Source organism: Mastigocladopsis repens PCC 10914 (assembly GCF_000315565.1).
In the GTDB taxonomy this organism is placed as follows: domain Bacteria; phylum Cyanobacteriota; class Cyanobacteriia; order Cyanobacteriales; family Nostocaceae; genus Mastigocladopsis; species Mastigocladopsis repens.
Window position 1 is genome coordinate 3432062 of the sequence record NZ_JH992901.1, and the last position, 15840, is coordinate 3447901.

Genomic DNA, 15840 nt, shown 5'->3' on the forward strand with positions numbered 1-15840 from the left:
GTCTGGCAGGCGAGTCCATAAGCCTTGGGGTGCAAAATATTATGGCTGTAAGGCTTTATCAGAAAATTCTATTCCGGCAAACCCTGAATTTTCATTAACTCCAATCCCCTTTCAAATATCTCATCAATTGGCAACATTTGCCCATGAATCGTCATAAATTTATGGTCTTTTGTTGCCCGAATAATTGAACCATCTTCTAAGCAATATTCAAAGACTTCTTGCTGACCTCGATTATGCCATTGGGCAATTGGTTGTGTGTATACATTCCCGTTACTATCAACTGTGTACACAGAGCATTCAATACTCTTTTCCACAATTTCCCCAATCGGCAAAAAGCCATATTCTACGGTTAACACTTCCGTGTCATAGCTTAAGCAATATTCGGCAAACTTTAACATTTGCTCGAATAATTCTTCAGCAATTTGTTTTTTTACTCCATTTTTTGCCGCGCCATCTACAAATTTTTCCCGCTGCTTTTTCATCTCATCGACTTTCTTTTTCCCCATTGCACGGCGCAGCAAATCCGCTTGTCCTAGAGAATATCCAGCCATATCTTGAGCAATTTTCATAATTTGCTCTTGATAGACCATAATTCCATATGTTTCATTCAATATAGGTTCTAGAACTTGGGTTTCATAGTCAATCTTCTCTCGACCATGCTTACGGTTAATAAACTTAGGAATGAGTCCTGCATCCAGTGGTCCTGGTCGATACAGTGCCAAAATTGATGAAATATCTTCTATGTTGGAAGGTTTTAAATCGCGGACTATTTGCCGCATTCCAGAAGATTCTAATTGAAATATCCCTTCTAATTCACCCGCTTCTAAAAGTTCGTAAGTCTTCTTAACATCTTTTGGTAAAGTTGGAAATTCGCCTTTAGCTAATATCCTCTGAGCTTTTCTTTCTTGACTAGTTATTTCGTATGGGTCAATTCTAAATCCTTTATTCTTCTCAATCAAATCAATGGTTTTCTGAATCATTGTCAGGTTCTTGAGACCCAGAAAATCCATTTTCAACAACCCCAGTAATTCCAAGTCTTCCATAAAATACTGGGTAATCACAGAACCGTCATTATTTTTTTGGAGCGGTACAATTTCATCTAATGGTTCAGAAGAAATTACCACACCGGCGGCATGTACACCAAAGGTTTTGTTCGTTCCCTCAATGCGGATTGCCATGTCAACCCAATGACGGACTCTTGGGTCATTATCATATTTCTCTTTAAACTCTGGTGCTGGTGTTTCATCAGAAATCATCACCTTGAGTTTGGTGGGTTTTCCCCGCGAAACGGGAATAAGCTTTGCCATTTTGTCTGATTCCCCATAGGGAATATTTAACACTCTGGCAACATCTTTTAAAACTGCTTTAGATGTTAGGCGGTTAAAGGTAATGATTTGGGCTACTCTTTCTTTCCCGTATTTTTCTGTCACATAATCAATGACTTCATCCCGTTTTTCGATACAGAAATCCGTATCAATATCAGGCATGGATTTCCGATCTGGGTTAAGAAATCTTTCAAAGAGCAGTCCATGATGCACGGGGTCAATGTTAGTAATTCCCATGGTATAAGCAACCAATGATCCCGCTGCTGAACCACGACCAGGACCAACAGGAATATTATTATCTCTCGCAAATTTGATGTAGTCCCACACCACTAAAAAGTATGTGGAAAACCCCATCTTCTGAATCATTGTAAGTTCATATTCCAGCCTTTCTTTATAGACTGTGTCAACTTCATTTATAGATTTGCGATGTAATTTTTGTAAGAGTCCTTGCCAAGCAACTTCTTCAACGTAAGTGTCAGCAGTGTGACCCGATGGGATGGGATAATTGGGAAGGCGAGGCGTATCCAGAATTTGGTATGACTCGACTTTCTCTGCAACTTCAACTGTAGTTGTCACTGCTTCTTCAATGACATCCTCTGGCAAATGGTCACGAAATAGCCCCTTCATCTCTTCAGCAGATTTGAGATATTCTGTGCCGCTGTAACGCATTCGCTTATCTTCAGAAATTAATTTGCCAGTCTGAATGCACAGCAAAGCATCATGTGCTTCTACGTCGTAACAAGAAATAAAATGGGAATCGTTAGTAGCTACAATTTTAATATCTAGCTCCCGTGCAATTTTCACAATTTCTACATTCACAATCCGGTCTTCTTGGGAGCCGTGGTCTTGAATTTCTAAATAATAATCATCACCAAAAACTTCTTTATACCACCGGGCAACTTTACGTGCAGCCTCTAATTTACCGCTGAGAATTGCTTGGGGGACTTCCCCACCCAAACAAGCACTCGTCACTATCAAGCCTTCATGGTATTGTTTTAAGAATTCTTTATTGATACAAGGACGGGAAAAAATTCCTTTACCCTGTACACCTTGTAGGTTAGAAATTGTGGTGAGTTTGACTAAATTTTTGTATCCTTTTGTATTTTTAGCTAAAACAACTTGATGATAGCGGGGACGGCGTTCTTGTTTTGTGATATCGCCGTTGATGATATACATTTCATTGCCGATAATTGGCTTGATATTTTTATTGCGACAGATTTTGATGAGCTCAATCGCACCGTACATCACACCATGATCTGTGAGAGCTATTGCTTTGATGCCCAGTTCGATGGCACGATCCACCAACTCTGGCAACTGACTGGCTCCATCAAGTAGACTGTAGTCACTATGAATGTGTAAAGGGACAAAGGACATATGCGTTTCCAACTAGCAGTCAAAAACAGAGGCGTTTACCAGAGTAGCGCAGTTTGTACTTGAGCGTGATAATCGCCTTATCCGGAATCTTTAATGTCCAAAGTGATGCTTTAATAATCGCATCGCTAACTGAGCGTCCTGCATGAACGAAACAGACAGCATCGATAAGCCTCAAACAAAACCTCGTCCTTGGTGGCAAAGAATTCCACTCACTTTGCAAATTGTCATCGCGCTCATTCTGGCAGTCGCATTGGGCGTTGCATTGGGTGCAGGAAACCCTAGTGAGGCAAATAAAACCTTTATAGAGACTTTAGCAATTCCTGCTGAATTAGTGCTAAAGGCTCTCCGCGCCCTTGCGACGCCGCTGATTTTGATGGCAGTGTTACATACCTTCATGACAACTCACATCCCTGGTAGAGCCGGGCGGCGTTTAGCAGTGCTGCTGTTTACTAACACGACAGTAGCTATTGTGATTGGACTTTTGGTGGCAAACGTCATGCGTCCCGGTACGTGGGGAAATTTGGCATCTCCAATAGGTGAGCAAACAGCTCCTAAAAGTTTCGATCCCTGGGGACTACTCAAAGACGCTGTGCCAAAAGCTGTACTTGAGCCTTTGGTTAATAACAATGTCATTCAGCTTATCGTTATTGCTCTTTGCTTCGGCATCGTCCTGCGTGCGATAAAATCTGAGCAAGTTGCCCAAGGTCAAACAACATACCAGCCGATTGAGCAGGTCATTGGCGTTTTGTTTGAAGCTATCATCCGTATCCTCCATTGGGTGATTGCTCTTGTGCCATTAGCAGTTTTTGGAATTGTTGCTAAAGTTGTTGCTGAAAAGGGCTTTGAGCCGTTTAAATCTCTAGGCGCGTTCGTTGTAGCGGTGGTAGTGGCGTTGGCGTTGCAAGCTTGCTACTACCTGACTAGGGTGAAATTTGGTTCTTGGGTGAAACCACAAAACTTCCTGCGTGGCGGTACTGATGCCTTTTTAACAGCTTTTTCCACCGATTCCTCAGTAGCGACGATGCCCGTTACCTTTGAGGCTTTACAGCACAAAATTGGCGTACGGGAAACCTCTGCTTCTTTGGGGGCATTAGTTGGCGCAAATTTCAATAATGATGGCACTGCGCTTTATGAGGCGATGTCTGCGCTGTTTATCTCCCAGGTGCTTGGGCAAAATCTGAATCTCGGGCAGCAGTTTGTTGTTATTCTCACGTCGATTTTTGCGTCGGTAGGTGCAGCAGGTATCCCAGAAGCTGGGTTGGTGACGATGACATTGGTGTTCACTTCCGTTGGCTTGCCCACACAGTATATTGCTTTGTTGATCACAGTGGATTGGTTTTTGGATCGCTGCCGCACTGTGATCAATGTTATGGGAGATATGACTGTGAGTGCCCTACTAGATGGCAAAAAGCCCCGTTCTGTTGACGAGGCTTAATCAATAGTTATGACTTTCCTATCTAATTCTGTTGTGGTCCTTTTGCGTCACATTCTTTAGCCCAGCACCGTTCTAAAAGTTTCACTCTATGTAGAAGCGCAAAGCGACGGGGGCTTAAGATCAGCTTTGTGTTGTGACCGAAGACTGGTTGGTTCAGATACTGCCAAAAAGGAAATTTAATTTTGCTGTTTTCTTGAGTCATACAAGGAGGACAATACTATAGAACGGTTGATCCAGTGCTTCTGTAGTATAAAATGTAACAAGCACTGAGTCCTAAGTTAAAGCTTACACAATATATATTCGAGTGTCCTTGTGGCAAATGCGGAAAATTTCAAAAATTATGTCGCTAGGTAGTTATAAAAAATCCGTTAAATCACAATACGGTTTGTATAGCCTGTGGCTATACAAACCAACCCTGTGCAGGCTTTGTGCGTGTGCCCGTAAACTCCGTATCCTTTAGGGTGACGGCTACCGTTAACCAAACTGTATTGCGTTAAATCAACATAGGTCTAGCCGCACATAAACCCCCTCTGCCAACCTGGGAGAGAGGGAATCAACAGTGGAATTAGGGTTTTTGTCAGTTCACATCTGGTGTATCATTCAGCTAAACAGGAAGCTAAGCTAATGAGCCTTCAAGTTGCATAGAGCTAGGGCTGAAGCCCTTACTACAAGCGAATCATCCTGGAAAAATGAATGACGATTAGCTGACTCAAGAGCGGTACTTTACGCAGTGTCAAAGCTTAATAATGATTGCCTGTTTTGCGATGGTGAATGGCTGTAACAGCATCGGGTTTTAATAATTTACCATTGTCAACAGTTGCATATACAACCCAGTGGTCTCCACATTCCATGCGTTTGTTGACAGAACATTCAAGATATGCTGAAGAGTCAGTCAGGACGATGCAGCCGTTATCCGCAACATCTGTAGGAAAACCTGCAAATCTCTCTTCTCCTGGGGCAAAAGATTTGCGGAAGTGTTTCATGTATTCCTGTTGGTTGCCTTCAGGCAGAATATTTAAAACAAACTTACCGCCTGGATACATCAGGGTATCAATCGCCCGGTCTTTGGCAATAGCAACGGTAAGACCGGGTGGGTTAAACGTGGCTTGAGAAATCCAAGACCCCATCATTCCAGTAGAGACTTCTCCAAGCTTTGCTGTCACGACGCAAACTGAGCCGACAATCCGACCGACAGCTTGTTCAACAGGGGTCGCTGCTGGTTGAGCCAAACGCAGTTTTTTAGCTTTTCTTAGGGTTTGAGCAAAGTCTGTACCCGTTTCTTCACACTGCTTGAGAAGGACATCTGAGGGTTTAAACTTCACTTTCATACTGTCAAACCCAAACCGATATCCCGCATCCCGGAGTTTGCCTTCAATTAAGTCAAAAGCTTCGCCACTCCATCCGTAGGAACCAAAGACCCCAGCGAGTTTGCTGTTGTCACTAATCGATAAGACAATACCCAAAGCAGTGTGAATCGGAGTCGGCGCATTACCACCAATGGTGGGAGAACCGATGATAAAGCCATCAGCTTTTTCTACAGCTGCTTTGATTTCTTCAGGTTGAGCAAATTCGCAGTTGATAGATTCTACAGCGACTCCTCCTTTGGTTAAACCAAGAGCGATCGCCTGCGCCAGAGTTGCTGTATTTCCATAAGCTGAGGCGTAAAGTAGGGCAACGGTGATCTCGCGCTCGGTTTGAGAACGGCTCCATTGCTGATAAGCTTGAGTAAGTTCCACCAAACCGTATCGTACTACTGGACCGTGAAGATTACCATACATTCTTACTTGCAGTTCTGATATTTTCTCCAGCGCTGCTTGTAGGTGAGTGGCATGGGGAGCCATTAAGCAATCGAAGTAGTAGCGCTGGTCTTCCTTTAAAACATCCCAGTCTTCATCAAAAACCTCTTCGCCACAGACGTGAGCACCGAATAACTTATTGCTGTACAATATCTGGGTTTGCTGGTCGTAGGTACAAAGACCTGCGGGCCAACGTGGACTGGGAATGGGGATGCATCGCAACACATGACCCTTACCTAAATCCAGAGTTTCTTTCCCTCGCATCACCATAATGTTCAATTTGTGGTTGGGGAAAGTTGCACGCAAATTGGCAGCACCAGGAAGAGAACAAACAAAGGTCAGCTGTGGTGCGAGTTCTAAGAGAGCTTTGAGAGTTGCTACCCGGTTAGGATTAAAGTGACCTAAAATGACATAATCCAACCGTTTTAGGTCAAGAGACTGCTGTAATGCGTCTAGAAAAATTGGGGTGAAAGTTTCTGGAGGTGGGTCAATAATTGCAGTTTTCTCACCTTCAATTAAATAGCAATTGGAGGTGGTACCCTTTGCCAGCGCGTATTCAATTTCAAACCGTAAACGCGTCCAACTGCGTGCCCTGAGTACTGTTGTGTTTGTAGCGATTGGTAGAACTTGTACGTCGCGGGGATTCGGATTGCTCATAGTTATCGAGTGAGGGATGAGGAGGAGGGGAGGAGTGGAGGAGTGGGGTAGTGGAGGAAGTTATTTCTCCTCCTAATCTTGTCGTTTAGTAGTAGTTGCCTACCTTGCGATGGCGAACAGCTGTGATTCCATCGGGTTTGGAGACTCGACCGTCTTGAACTGTACAGTATACGAGCCAGTGGTCACTGCATTCGATGCTGCTGGCAATTTCGCATTCTATATAGGCAAGAGCATCTGTTAATATGGGGCAACCGTTTCTGGCTGTTTGGGTTTTGACTCCGGCGAATCTGTCTGCACCAGGATGCAAACGCTTGAGGAAGTGTTTCTTTAATTCTTGATAATTTCCTTCTTCCAAAACGTTAAGGACGAACTTATCACCCACTTGCATCAAGGAATCAATCGCACGGTCTTTGGCGACTGCAACTGTAAATCCTAAAGGTTGTATACTAGCTTGAGCTACCCAGGAAGCGAGCATTGCACCTTGGATATCAGCTTTTTTGGTGGTGATAATGTACAATCCGCTGCTGATGCGACCCAACGCTTTTTCCAAGTTTGCATCGATGGACTTAATTTGCTTGATGTTGCGTTCGCGGACGAGCAATTGTCCCAAGTCTGTACCAGCTTCTTCACACAGTTGATGTGTGGCTTTGGTAGGAGTTTCTTTAATCCGGATGGCTGGGAAGGCTTCTTTGATGCCAAGCTCAAGAAATTTTCTCCGCAGTGGGTCAATGGGTTCATCATCGCCGCCGTAGCATTCAAAGAGTCCGATCACTTGCTTGCTCTTGACAACAGCGAGTAGTGAACTGATGGCAGCATGAGCGGCGGCGTTAGCGCTTGGGGGCATACCGATAATGATGCCAGCTGCCCTGCCTGCGAGTTCTTGAATCTCTTGGATCTCAGCAGAGGTCAGATCGATCATTTCGACGCCAACCTCAGTTTTCTGGACTCCCTGAGCAACTGCTTGGGCAAGGCGCTCACTGTGTCCATAGCCAGAGACATAAAATAAGGCTACTACTGTTTCTGCCTTAGCTTGTTTTTGGCTCCAGCTGTGGTAACACTCTCTAAGAACTTCCAGATTGTGATACAGTAATGGTCCGTGTCCGTTGGCGATGATCTTAATTTTTCCAAGTTCGCCCATTTTCTTCATGGCATTCAGCAGCGAACGGGCGTTCGGACCCATCAAGCAATCGTAGTAGAATCGAAAATCTGGTTCGATCGCCTCTAGGTTGACATCAAAGGTATCATCACTGCAATAATGCATCCCAAAGGCATCACAGGTGAAGAGGATTTGATTTTTGGTGTCGTAGCTGAATATTGTATCGGGCCAGTGCAGGTTAGGCGCACTCACGAATTCTATTTCGTGTCCTTGACCTAAATCTATGCGATCGCCACTCTTGACAATCCTCTTAGAAAACGGATCGTGTACCAGGTTTTCTAAAAATTGAAGTGCAACTTTTGATGCTAAGACGGTGGCTCTGGGAGCTAATTGGAGAACGTCTTCAACTAAGCCGCTGTGGTCTGGCTCTGTGTGGCTGACAATAATGTAATCAATCGCCTTCGGGTTTACAAGGCTTTTGAGCGTATCTAAATATAGGTTGCGAAACTTCGTGTGAGAGGTATCAACGAGAACTACCTTATCACCCTTAATGAGATATGAGTTGTAAGTCGTACCGTTTTGTAGTCCGAATTCAATGTCAAAGCGATCGCGGTCCCAATCAAGACAGCGAATCGCCGTTGTGTTAGGAGCTATTTCGATAGTTTGTATAGTTAGCCGTTTTTGGACGTTCTCTGCGATCGCTACCATTCTTTGTCTCCAAGCACAAATAATCAGTCGTCTTTATTTTGCTCATAAATATTTTCGTAAAGTTGTCAAAAATTTTATTTTTTCTTTAAGTCAAGATGTATTCAAAATAGCTATTTTTTTGCGTCATCTTTTACTTAACAATTGTTATCAACCATTGCTTAAAAAAATAATCAATTATATCAAACACTCTGGTTTTCTAACAAAAAAAATAATTAAGAAATGTTAGCAAGATAATATTCGTGCCAACTAGTTTGTAGCAAAAGCCATAAATTTTGCAACCGTTGTATCTAATTAAATACAGTTGAGTAATTAGCCTACAGCAATCCCCGTAAGGGTTGTGAACGTTGTTTGTAGTGCAGGCTTCAAGGAGAGTGCGGACTTTTAGTCTGCACTCTGAACTAATGTTCATGAATTATTTGGGATTGCTATATCTGATGACGCAAGTGCATAAGTTGATTTCACTAACACTTATGTCAGAAAGCGGAAGGAAGGCTTTGAATCGATGGGGTCACTATATTTATAGCTGAAAGATTTTCTAAAAAAAGCTTAAGCAATTTCCTTCCTTCGCAGTAATTAACTAGAAGGAAAAACTAGGACTAGACACGGTGAATTGTACCTTAGAGACCAAGTTCCGCCCCGTTCTATTTACCACGAACAAGGAAGGTTCGGTCGGCTCTTCCCATCGTTACCCCCCTTTGCCCCTGATGATACTCCTCAAGTACGGGAGAAGTTGTCTGAGCTTGGAAAACCAGGTGGACTCATGGATGCTAAAGATGTACCGGGAAACCCCAACCCCGAAAACCCTGATAACCCGAGAATTACCGCAGGGTTTACTTTTTTGGGTCAGTTTCTTGACCATGATATGACGTTTGATCCAACCTCCAGCCTTGAACGTCAGAATGACCCTGAGTCAATCCAAAATTTTCGCACTCCACTACTGGAGTTGGACAATTATAGCCTGCACAATTTGGTGTAAGTGCGGTTGTTATCACCTTGAGTTGCGAAAAATCCGCAATAGAGAAAGCTGTCGTTACATTAGATGATATATAAAGAAAAACCGCTTTTTACTGCGTATTGACCCGCTACTCACACAAAAACATGAGTAAAAATGCCATTATTTCAGATAATCCCTTACTTAAAGGCTCTGGTTTGCCTCCCTTTGGAGAGATTAAAGCAGAATATGTGGTGCCTGCATTCAACCAACTACTGGCAGAACTAGACCAGGAAGTTGCTACTTTAGAAGCCAATGTAGAGCCGACTTGGAGCGGTTTAGTAGAACCTCTAGAAAAGCTGACGGAACGCTTATATTGGAGTTGGGGCGTTGTAAACCATCTGATGGGTGTGAAAAATAGCCCTGAACTTCGCGAAGCATACGAAACTGTACAGCCGCAGGTGGTACAGTTTTCTAATAAACTTAGCCAAAGCCAACCAATTTATAATGCTTTTAAGGTACTCCGTGCTAGTGATGCTTGGGCAACATTAAACTCGGCGCAACAGCGTATTGTGGAGGCTGCCATCCGAGATGCAGAACTTTCTGGTGTTGGCTTGCAGGGTGAAGCACGGGAACGCTTCAACGCCATTCAGATGGAGTTGGCAGAACTTTCTACTAAGTTTTCCAACCATCTGCTAGATGCGACTAAAGCCTTTAGCATGACACTGACAACCAAGGAAGAAATCGACGGCTTACCCCCCAGTTTGCTGAGTTTAGCAGCACAAGCCGCACGGGCTGGCGGGGAAGAAAACGCTACACCAGAAAACGGTCCTTGGCGCATCAGTTTGGATTTCCCCAGTTACGGTCCTTTCATGCAGCACAGCACCAGGCGTGACTTGCGAGCAAAATTGTATCAAGCCTTTATCACCCGTGCTTCATCGGGTGAGCTGGATAACAACCCGTTGATTGAACGGATTTTGGAGTTACGTCAAGAACTGTCGGAATTACTCGGCTTTAAGACATATGCTGAATTAAGCCTAGCCAGTAAAATGGCTAAGAGTGTCCCAGCAGTAGAGTCGCTGTTGGAAGAACTACGCTCCCGTAGTTATGATGCTGCTAATCAGGAATTAGAAGAACTCAAAGGCTTTGCCGCATCAAAGGGAGCACCAGAAGCCCAAGATTTACAACATTGGGATACCACTTTTTGGGCAGAACGTCAACGAGAAGAAAAATTTGACTTCACTGCTGAAGAATTACGCCCCTATTTCCCACTTCCTCAAGTTCTAGATGGCTTATTTGGATTGGTGCAACGGCTGTTTGGCGTCAAAATCACCTCTGCTGATGGTCAAGCCCCACTTTGGCATGAGGATGTGCGTTACTTCCAAATTGCTGACGAAACAGATAACCCAATTGCCTACTTCTACCTAGACCCCTACAGCCGTCCAGAAGAAAAGCGTGATGGTGCTTGGATGGATGTCTGCATCAGCCGTGGTAAGGTGACAGAAAATGGGGTGACGACTACCCGCCTTCCTGTGGCGTATTTGGTTTGCAACCAAACTCCCCCAATAGATGGCAAGCCTAGTCTCATGACTTTCTATGAAGTAGAAACTTTGTTTCACGAGTTCGGTCATGGCTTGCATCATATGCTGACTAAGGTAGACTACACTAGTGCAGCAGGTATCAACAACGTCGAGTGGGATGCTGTGGAATTGCCCAGCCAGTTCATGGAAAACTGGTGCTATGACAGACCAACTTTATTTGGTATGGCAAAGCATTACGAAACAGGCGAACCTCTGCCAGAACATTACTATCAAAAGCTACTGGCAGCAAAGAATTACATGAGTGGTAGTGCTATGTTGCGGCAAATCCACTTTAGCCTCCTTGATATAGAACTGCACCACCGGTACCGACGAGGTGCTGGAGAAACTCCCAAGGATGTGCGCGATCGCATTGCCAAGACCACAAGTGTTTTGCCACCACTGCCAGAGGATTCCTTTTTATGTGCTTTTGGGCACATATTTGCTGGAGGATATGCGGCAGGTTACTACAGCTATAAATGGGCTGAAGTTTTAAGTGCCGATGCGTTTGCCGCTTTTGAAGAAGTAGGCTTAGATAACGAACAGGCGATAAAAGTCACAGGTCAGCGTTATCGTAATACAGTGCTTGCTCTTGGTGGTAGCAAGCATCCAATGGAAGTGTTTAAGTCGTTCCGGGGTCGCGAACCCAGTACTGAACCTTTGCTGAGGCACAACGGCTTAGTTGTCGCAGCTTAACTAGGGAGATGAGGGAGATGAAGCAAAAGTTAAAAGTAAAAAGACAAAAATTAAAAGAAACTTCTTTTTACTTTTTACTTTTTACTTTTTACTTTCTTCCCCTACTTCCTCTGCTGTTAAGCTTGCCTTTAGCAACTTACGCACAAACTTCTCTCCCACGCATCACAAACCAGTTAACACAAACGGGGAACCGCAGTCAGCAGAATAGGGATTTTCAAGTGAAAATCCCTGATAAAGGGCGACCAGGACGCCGAGAAAATGGCGGTACACGTAGAGGAAGTTGTATGTCTGGGGAATTACCACAGTTGGCGTTGCTGCTACCACTTCCAAATAAAAGAAGAATAGCAAACAGTAAATTTAAATTTTTTTTATAAAATTTTGTAGCACTTCTTTGCAAGACTTAACTGAGTTTTTAATTAAAAACAGTAAACATAAATTAAAACTAATAAATTTAATAATCATTCGTTAAGTTTATTGGTCAAAATTGAGAGTAAGCTGAAATCAATGAAGCCTAGTTGAAGATTTAGGTAACTAGGCGCAAATAAACCCAAATGTCGTTTGTCATTTTTTGCATCCGTATAATTAATAACTCATGACAAATGACCAGTGGCTAATTCCCAAAGCAACCTGAACAACAAGACGTAAAATGATAGAAAAAATTTTGCTAGCTGTCTCTGGATTGGGGCATGCAGAAGAAATGCTCAAAACTTTGATAGAAGTGCCATCAATCCAAAGGTCAAAAGTTACAGTTTTGCACGTTGTTCCCGATCAAGTTTCTGCTGAAGCGATGACAGCTAAATGGGAAGAAGGCGGCAAAATTCTGGCTAATGCAATCCAGTATTTGAACTTAGATCCCAGCAAAGTTTCTTCAATTTTGCGGCAAGGTGATCCTAAACGTGTTGTTTGCGAAGTAGCTGACGAAATCGAGGCTGACTTAATTATTATGGGTTCACGCGGACTCAAGCGCTTGCAATCGATTTTAGCAAACTCAGTCAGTCAGTACGTTTTCCAATTATCTTCTCGCCCCATGTTGCTGGTAAAAGATGATATTTATATCAAAAAAGTTAACCGCATTATGGTGGCAATGGATAACTCTGATACCGCAAAACATTGCGTGAATTTGGCTTTATTCTTCCTGCGAGATATTAAGGGAGGGGAATTGATTCTCGCTAATATTAATACAGATTTACGCGGCAAAGAATCTGAAACAACTGAAATTAATCCAGAACAAAATCCTATTTTGGCTACAGCTTATGCAGAAGCTAAAAAATATGGCGTCCAAGCTCGTTGTATCACAAGTAGTGGTAAACCAGGTGAAGAAATTTGTCGCTTGGCAGATAAGTTGGACGTAGACTTATTATTGCTCGGTTCTCCAGATCGGCGTCCCTCAATTGCTAAGAATTTAGTAGATATAGACCGACTTTTGGGATCCTCTTTATCTGACTATGTTCGAGTTAATGCAACCTGTCCTGTATTGTTGGCGCGATAAAGTCAAAGGAGATTGAGCAGTTGATAAACAAAACCCCTACACGACAAGTATAGGGGTTTTTATCTTGCTGACAAAACAGGTCTTAATTATCTTTTTTCCCTTCGCGGCTAGCAGTTTGGATGTAAAGAATGATTAAAAAAACAGAGGGAACCAAAACGAACAAAATGCTCGCCACGAACCCCAGGTCATTAACTTGCATGGAAAGAAAGCCTCTCTATGAGATTCGGTCAACAACTATAGGATACCATTATCGTGGCTTCAACGAGTTATTCTTTACTAGTTCAAAGTCGAAGTTCAATATCTTTTTTACCCTTAACCTTAACTCGTGATTATTTCCTGTTAAGGTTTTGTTACCACGCTCACTGGACCGTTCACTAAGGTTTGACAAGCGAGACGGCAATTTTCTGGCTTTTTCTTCAATAATCGATTTTCTGCATCTGTACGGGGTGAGAGATTTTCCACTCCTTCGACTACTTCAACAACGCAGCAGCCACACTGACCGTAACCTCCACAATTCATCATCTTGCCAAAGAGTTTATATATATCGATGTTGTTTTGCAGAGCCTTCTCCCGTAGGTTCGCACCATTTGCCGCCACGACTTCTTGATTTTCTTTAACGAATGTGACATTACCCATACCTGATACCTCATTCACTGTAAGTCTGAGTATGAAGGCTAAGTTTTGACCTCGCCTCAAAATATATATGACTTAATATATTATCTTATTGCATTTTATTAAGAAGAATCAATTTTAGTAAAGATTGTTTCAACTGCCGCTTACTGAACGACGTAGGGACAGTAAGCCTCTGTTCCACAGCCTGCCCATCTGTCTGTATCCAACGTCGTCTTTTTCCACCTCCAACTGCTTGTTGCTTTCTAACTACCGAAAATATCGTACTTTTAATCAGAACATTTTTTATCCTTAACCTACATATGAGAATTTCGATGGGATAGACACAAGGTAAATATCTGGGTTCAATGCATCTTAAATCTGATAAATGTAAGCAGCTTCTTTACCACAAATATCTATCAAAAAAGAGATTTAATCTCAATTTTTGTGGTGTGAACAAACCTCTTTTAGATTTAAGCCAGATAGTATACCCACCGCTGAAGAAATTAGGTTGCGACAAACTAGGGAAAAAGCATGGCAAACATGATACTTAAGGGATTTGCTTCACTACCAGTAGATACATTTGCTGAGGGTCTTCTCTCTGGAAACTTGATGACAGGCAATACAAATGGAAGGACAATCCCCTTTCCAGAACAACCTGCTCAAGGCTTCAGTGGCATACAGTTTGAGGCTTCCATTACCGCCCGGAACTTCTACCGCCTGAAAACCCTAAATGGTCAACCCCCCATTGTCATTGGTCACAGGGGTGCCAGTGGTGAGCGTCCAGAGCATACCCTAGAATCTTACAAATTAGCTATTGAGCAAGGGGCTGACTTTATTGAGCCAGACCTCGTTTCCACTAAGGATGGAGTGTTGATTGCTCGCCATGAAATAAATATTACAGATACCACCAACGTTGCCGATCACCCAGAGTTTGCTGATCGCTATACTACTAAGATTATTGACGGTGTAACAGAAACAGGGTGGTTTGCTAACGACTTTACCTTGGAAGAAATTAAGACTTTGCGAGCAAAAGAGCGTCTCTCCTTCCGGGATCAGTCCTATAACGGTCAGTTTGAAATTCCCACCCTTCAAGAAATCATTGATTTGGTCAAGCAGGTAGAAACCGAAACGGGCCGTAAAATAGGCATCTACCCCGAAACCAAGCACCCCACTTATCACGATTCTGTCGGCTTGTCTTTGGAAGAACCACTGGTTAAGACTCTGGAAAAAAACGATTTTACTGACCCGAATCGGTTGTTTATCCAGTCTTTTGAAGTGGGGAACCTTAAAGAACTCAACCAGATGATAGATGTGCCGTTGGTGCAATTGTTAGATGCAACTGATGTTGCCCTTGATGGTACGGTGATTGAGAAGCAGCCATACGATTTCGTGGTGAGTGGTGATAGCCGTACCTATGGCGACCTGCGGACTCCTGAGGGTTTGAAGGAAATTGCAACTTACGCCGATGGCATTGGTCCCTGGAAGCGGATGATTGTCTCGGTTAAGGGTATTGATGCCGATGGCGATGGTAAAGCAGATGATATCACTGGAGATGGCACCGTCAACGAAGCTGACAAAATCACATTGCCTCCCACAACGCTAGTGCAGGATGCCCACGCAGCTGGTTTGCTGGTACATCCCTACACCTTCCGTAACGAAAATCGTTATTTAGCAGCAAACTATAACGGAAACCCAGAACTAGAGTACAGGCAATTTATCCGCCTGGGCGTGGATGGCTACTTCACTGACTTCCCTGCCACAGGAGACAAAGTCCGTGATCAGATGACTGGCGGCAACTCGGTGCAAGCTCCCTTTGGACGAGTTTCGCTAACGCCCGATAATTCTGATAGGATTGTAGGTTTTAGTCCCTCCAATCTTAGCCGTTCCACAGGCTTTGAAGGCTTGGCAATGAATCCTGATCAAACCAACCTATATTCCCTGCTAGAAGGATCAGTTCTTGGTGAACCCAACAATGCTCTGGGAATTTATCAGTTTGATGTTGTTAGCACACAGTATCCGGGTCTTGTTGGGTACTACCGTTTAGAAGATACCACCTATGCGATTGGTGACTTTAGTGTGATCACGGCAGTGCTGATGACAACTCTACTTATGGCTTCTCGTTGAATGATCAGCTTAGTCTTGGT

At 43.4% G+C, this 15840-nt stretch carries 10 protein-coding genes and 1 pseudogene; 6 read left to right on the forward strand and 5 right to left on the reverse strand.

The window, feature by feature from the left end:
* Positions 1-68: 68 nt before the first annotated feature.
* A complete protein-coding gene (locus tag MAS10914_RS0117460; RefSeq protein ID WP_017317238.1) occupies positions 69-2699 on the reverse strand; it encodes a trans-splicing intein-formed DNA polymerase III subunit alpha N-terminal partner DnaE-N in 2631 nt (876 codons plus the stop codon).
* 142 nt (positions 2700-2841) lie between these two features.
* Between MAS10914_RS0117460 and MAS10914_RS0117465 the strand changes: the two genes are divergently transcribed.
* Positions 2842-4134, forward strand: a complete 1293-nt coding sequence (locus tag MAS10914_RS0117465; RefSeq protein WP_017317239.1) for a dicarboxylate/amino acid:cation symporter — start codon at positions 2842-2844, stop codon at positions 4132-4134.
* A 740-nt stretch (positions 4135-4874) separates the two neighbouring features.
* Here MAS10914_RS0117465 and MAS10914_RS0117475 read toward each other — a convergent pair.
* Entirely contained in the window at positions 4875-6587 is a 1713-nt protein-coding gene (locus MAS10914_RS0117475) for a diflavin flavoprotein (protein ID WP_017317241.1), read from the reverse strand.
* 85 nt (positions 6588-6672) lie between these two features.
* On the reverse strand, positions 6673-8391 hold the full coding sequence (locus tag MAS10914_RS0117480) for a diflavin flavoprotein (RefSeq protein WP_017317242.1): 1719 nt from the start codon (positions 8389-8391) through the stop codon (positions 6673-6675).
* A 610-nt stretch (positions 8392-9001) separates the two neighbouring features.
* Here MAS10914_RS0117480 and MAS10914_RS0117485 point away from each other — a divergent pair.
* From MAS10914_RS0117485 to MAS10914_RS0117500, 4 genes are all read left to right on the forward strand, one after another.
* Complete coding sequence (locus MAS10914_RS0117485) at positions 9002-9367, forward strand: hypothetical protein (RefSeq protein ID WP_017317243.1); 366 nt, start codon at positions 9002-9004, stop codon at positions 9365-9367.
* A gap of 122 nt (positions 9368-9489) precedes the next feature.
* A complete protein-coding gene (locus tag MAS10914_RS0117490; protein WP_017317244.1) occupies positions 9490-11595 on the forward strand; it encodes a M3 family metallopeptidase in 2106 nt (701 codons plus the stop codon).
* A gap of 17 nt (positions 11596-11612) precedes the next feature.
* Positions 11613-11969, forward strand: coding sequence for a hypothetical protein (locus MAS10914_RS0117495; RefSeq protein ID WP_017317245.1), 357 nt, complete (start codon positions 11613-11615; stop codon positions 11967-11969).
* 272 nt (positions 11970-12241) lie between these two features.
* Positions 12242-13084 (forward strand): universal stress protein, encoded by an 843-nt coding sequence (locus MAS10914_RS0117500; RefSeq protein ID WP_017317246.1) that lies wholly within the window; start codon positions 12242-12244, stop codon positions 13082-13084.
* A gap of 82 nt (positions 13085-13166) precedes the next feature.
* Here the strand turns inward: MAS10914_RS0117500 and psbM are convergent, their stop codons facing one another.
* Complete coding sequence (gene psbM, locus MAS10914_RS0117505) at positions 13167-13283, reverse strand: photosystem II reaction center protein PsbM (protein WP_017317247.1); 117 nt, start codon at positions 13281-13283, stop codon at positions 13167-13169.
* A gap of 140 nt (positions 13284-13423) precedes the next feature.
* Positions 13424-13720 (reverse strand): 2Fe-2S iron-sulfur cluster-binding protein, encoded by a 297-nt coding sequence (locus MAS10914_RS0117510; RefSeq protein WP_017317248.1) that lies wholly within the window; start codon positions 13718-13720, stop codon positions 13424-13426.
* Positions 13721-14227: 507 nt separating this feature from the next.
* Between MAS10914_RS0117510 and MAS10914_RS30440 the strand changes: the two are divergent.
* Positions 14228-15820, forward strand: a pseudogene (locus tag MAS10914_RS30440) (glycerophosphodiester phosphodiesterase family protein); the annotation flags it as partial.
* Between the last annotated feature and the right edge of the window lie 20 nt (positions 15821-15840).

Bases quoted from the DNA above. Each gene is read 5' to 3' on its own strand.
- MAS10914_RS0117475 (WP_017317241.1), bottom strand. From the start codon at position 6,587: ATGAGCAATCCGAATCCCCGCGACGTACAAGTTCTACCAATCGCTACA.
- MAS10914_RS0117480 (WP_017317242.1), bottom strand. From the start codon at position 8,391: ATGGTAGCGATCGCAGAGAACGTCCAAAAACGGCTAACTATACAAACT.
- MAS10914_RS0117500 (WP_017317246.1), top strand. From the start codon at position 12,242: ATGATAGAAAAAATTTTGCTAGCTGTCTCTGGATTGGGGCATGCAGAA.
- MAS10914_RS0117510 (WP_017317248.1), bottom strand. From the start codon at position 13,720: ATGGGTAATGTCACATTCGTTAAAGAAAATCAAGAAGTCGTGGCGGCA.
- psbM (WP_017317247.1), bottom strand. From the start codon at position 13,283: ATGCAAGTTAATGACCTGGGGTTCGTGGCGAGCATTTTGTTCGTTTTG.
- MAS10914_RS0117465 (WP_017317239.1), top strand. From the start codon at position 2,842: ATGAACGAAACAGACAGCATCGATAAGCCTCAAACAAAACCTCGTCCT.
- MAS10914_RS0117490 (WP_017317244.1), top strand. From the start codon at position 9,490: ATGAGTAAAAATGCCATTATTTCAGATAATCCCTTACTTAAAGGCTCT.
- MAS10914_RS0117460 (WP_017317238.1), bottom strand. From the start codon at position 2,699: ATGTCCTTTGTCCCTTTACACATTCATAGTGACTACAGTCTACTTGAT.
- MAS10914_RS0117495 (WP_017317245.1), top strand. From the start codon at position 11,613: ATGAAGCAAAAGTTAAAAGTAAAAAGACAAAAATTAAAAGAAACTTCT.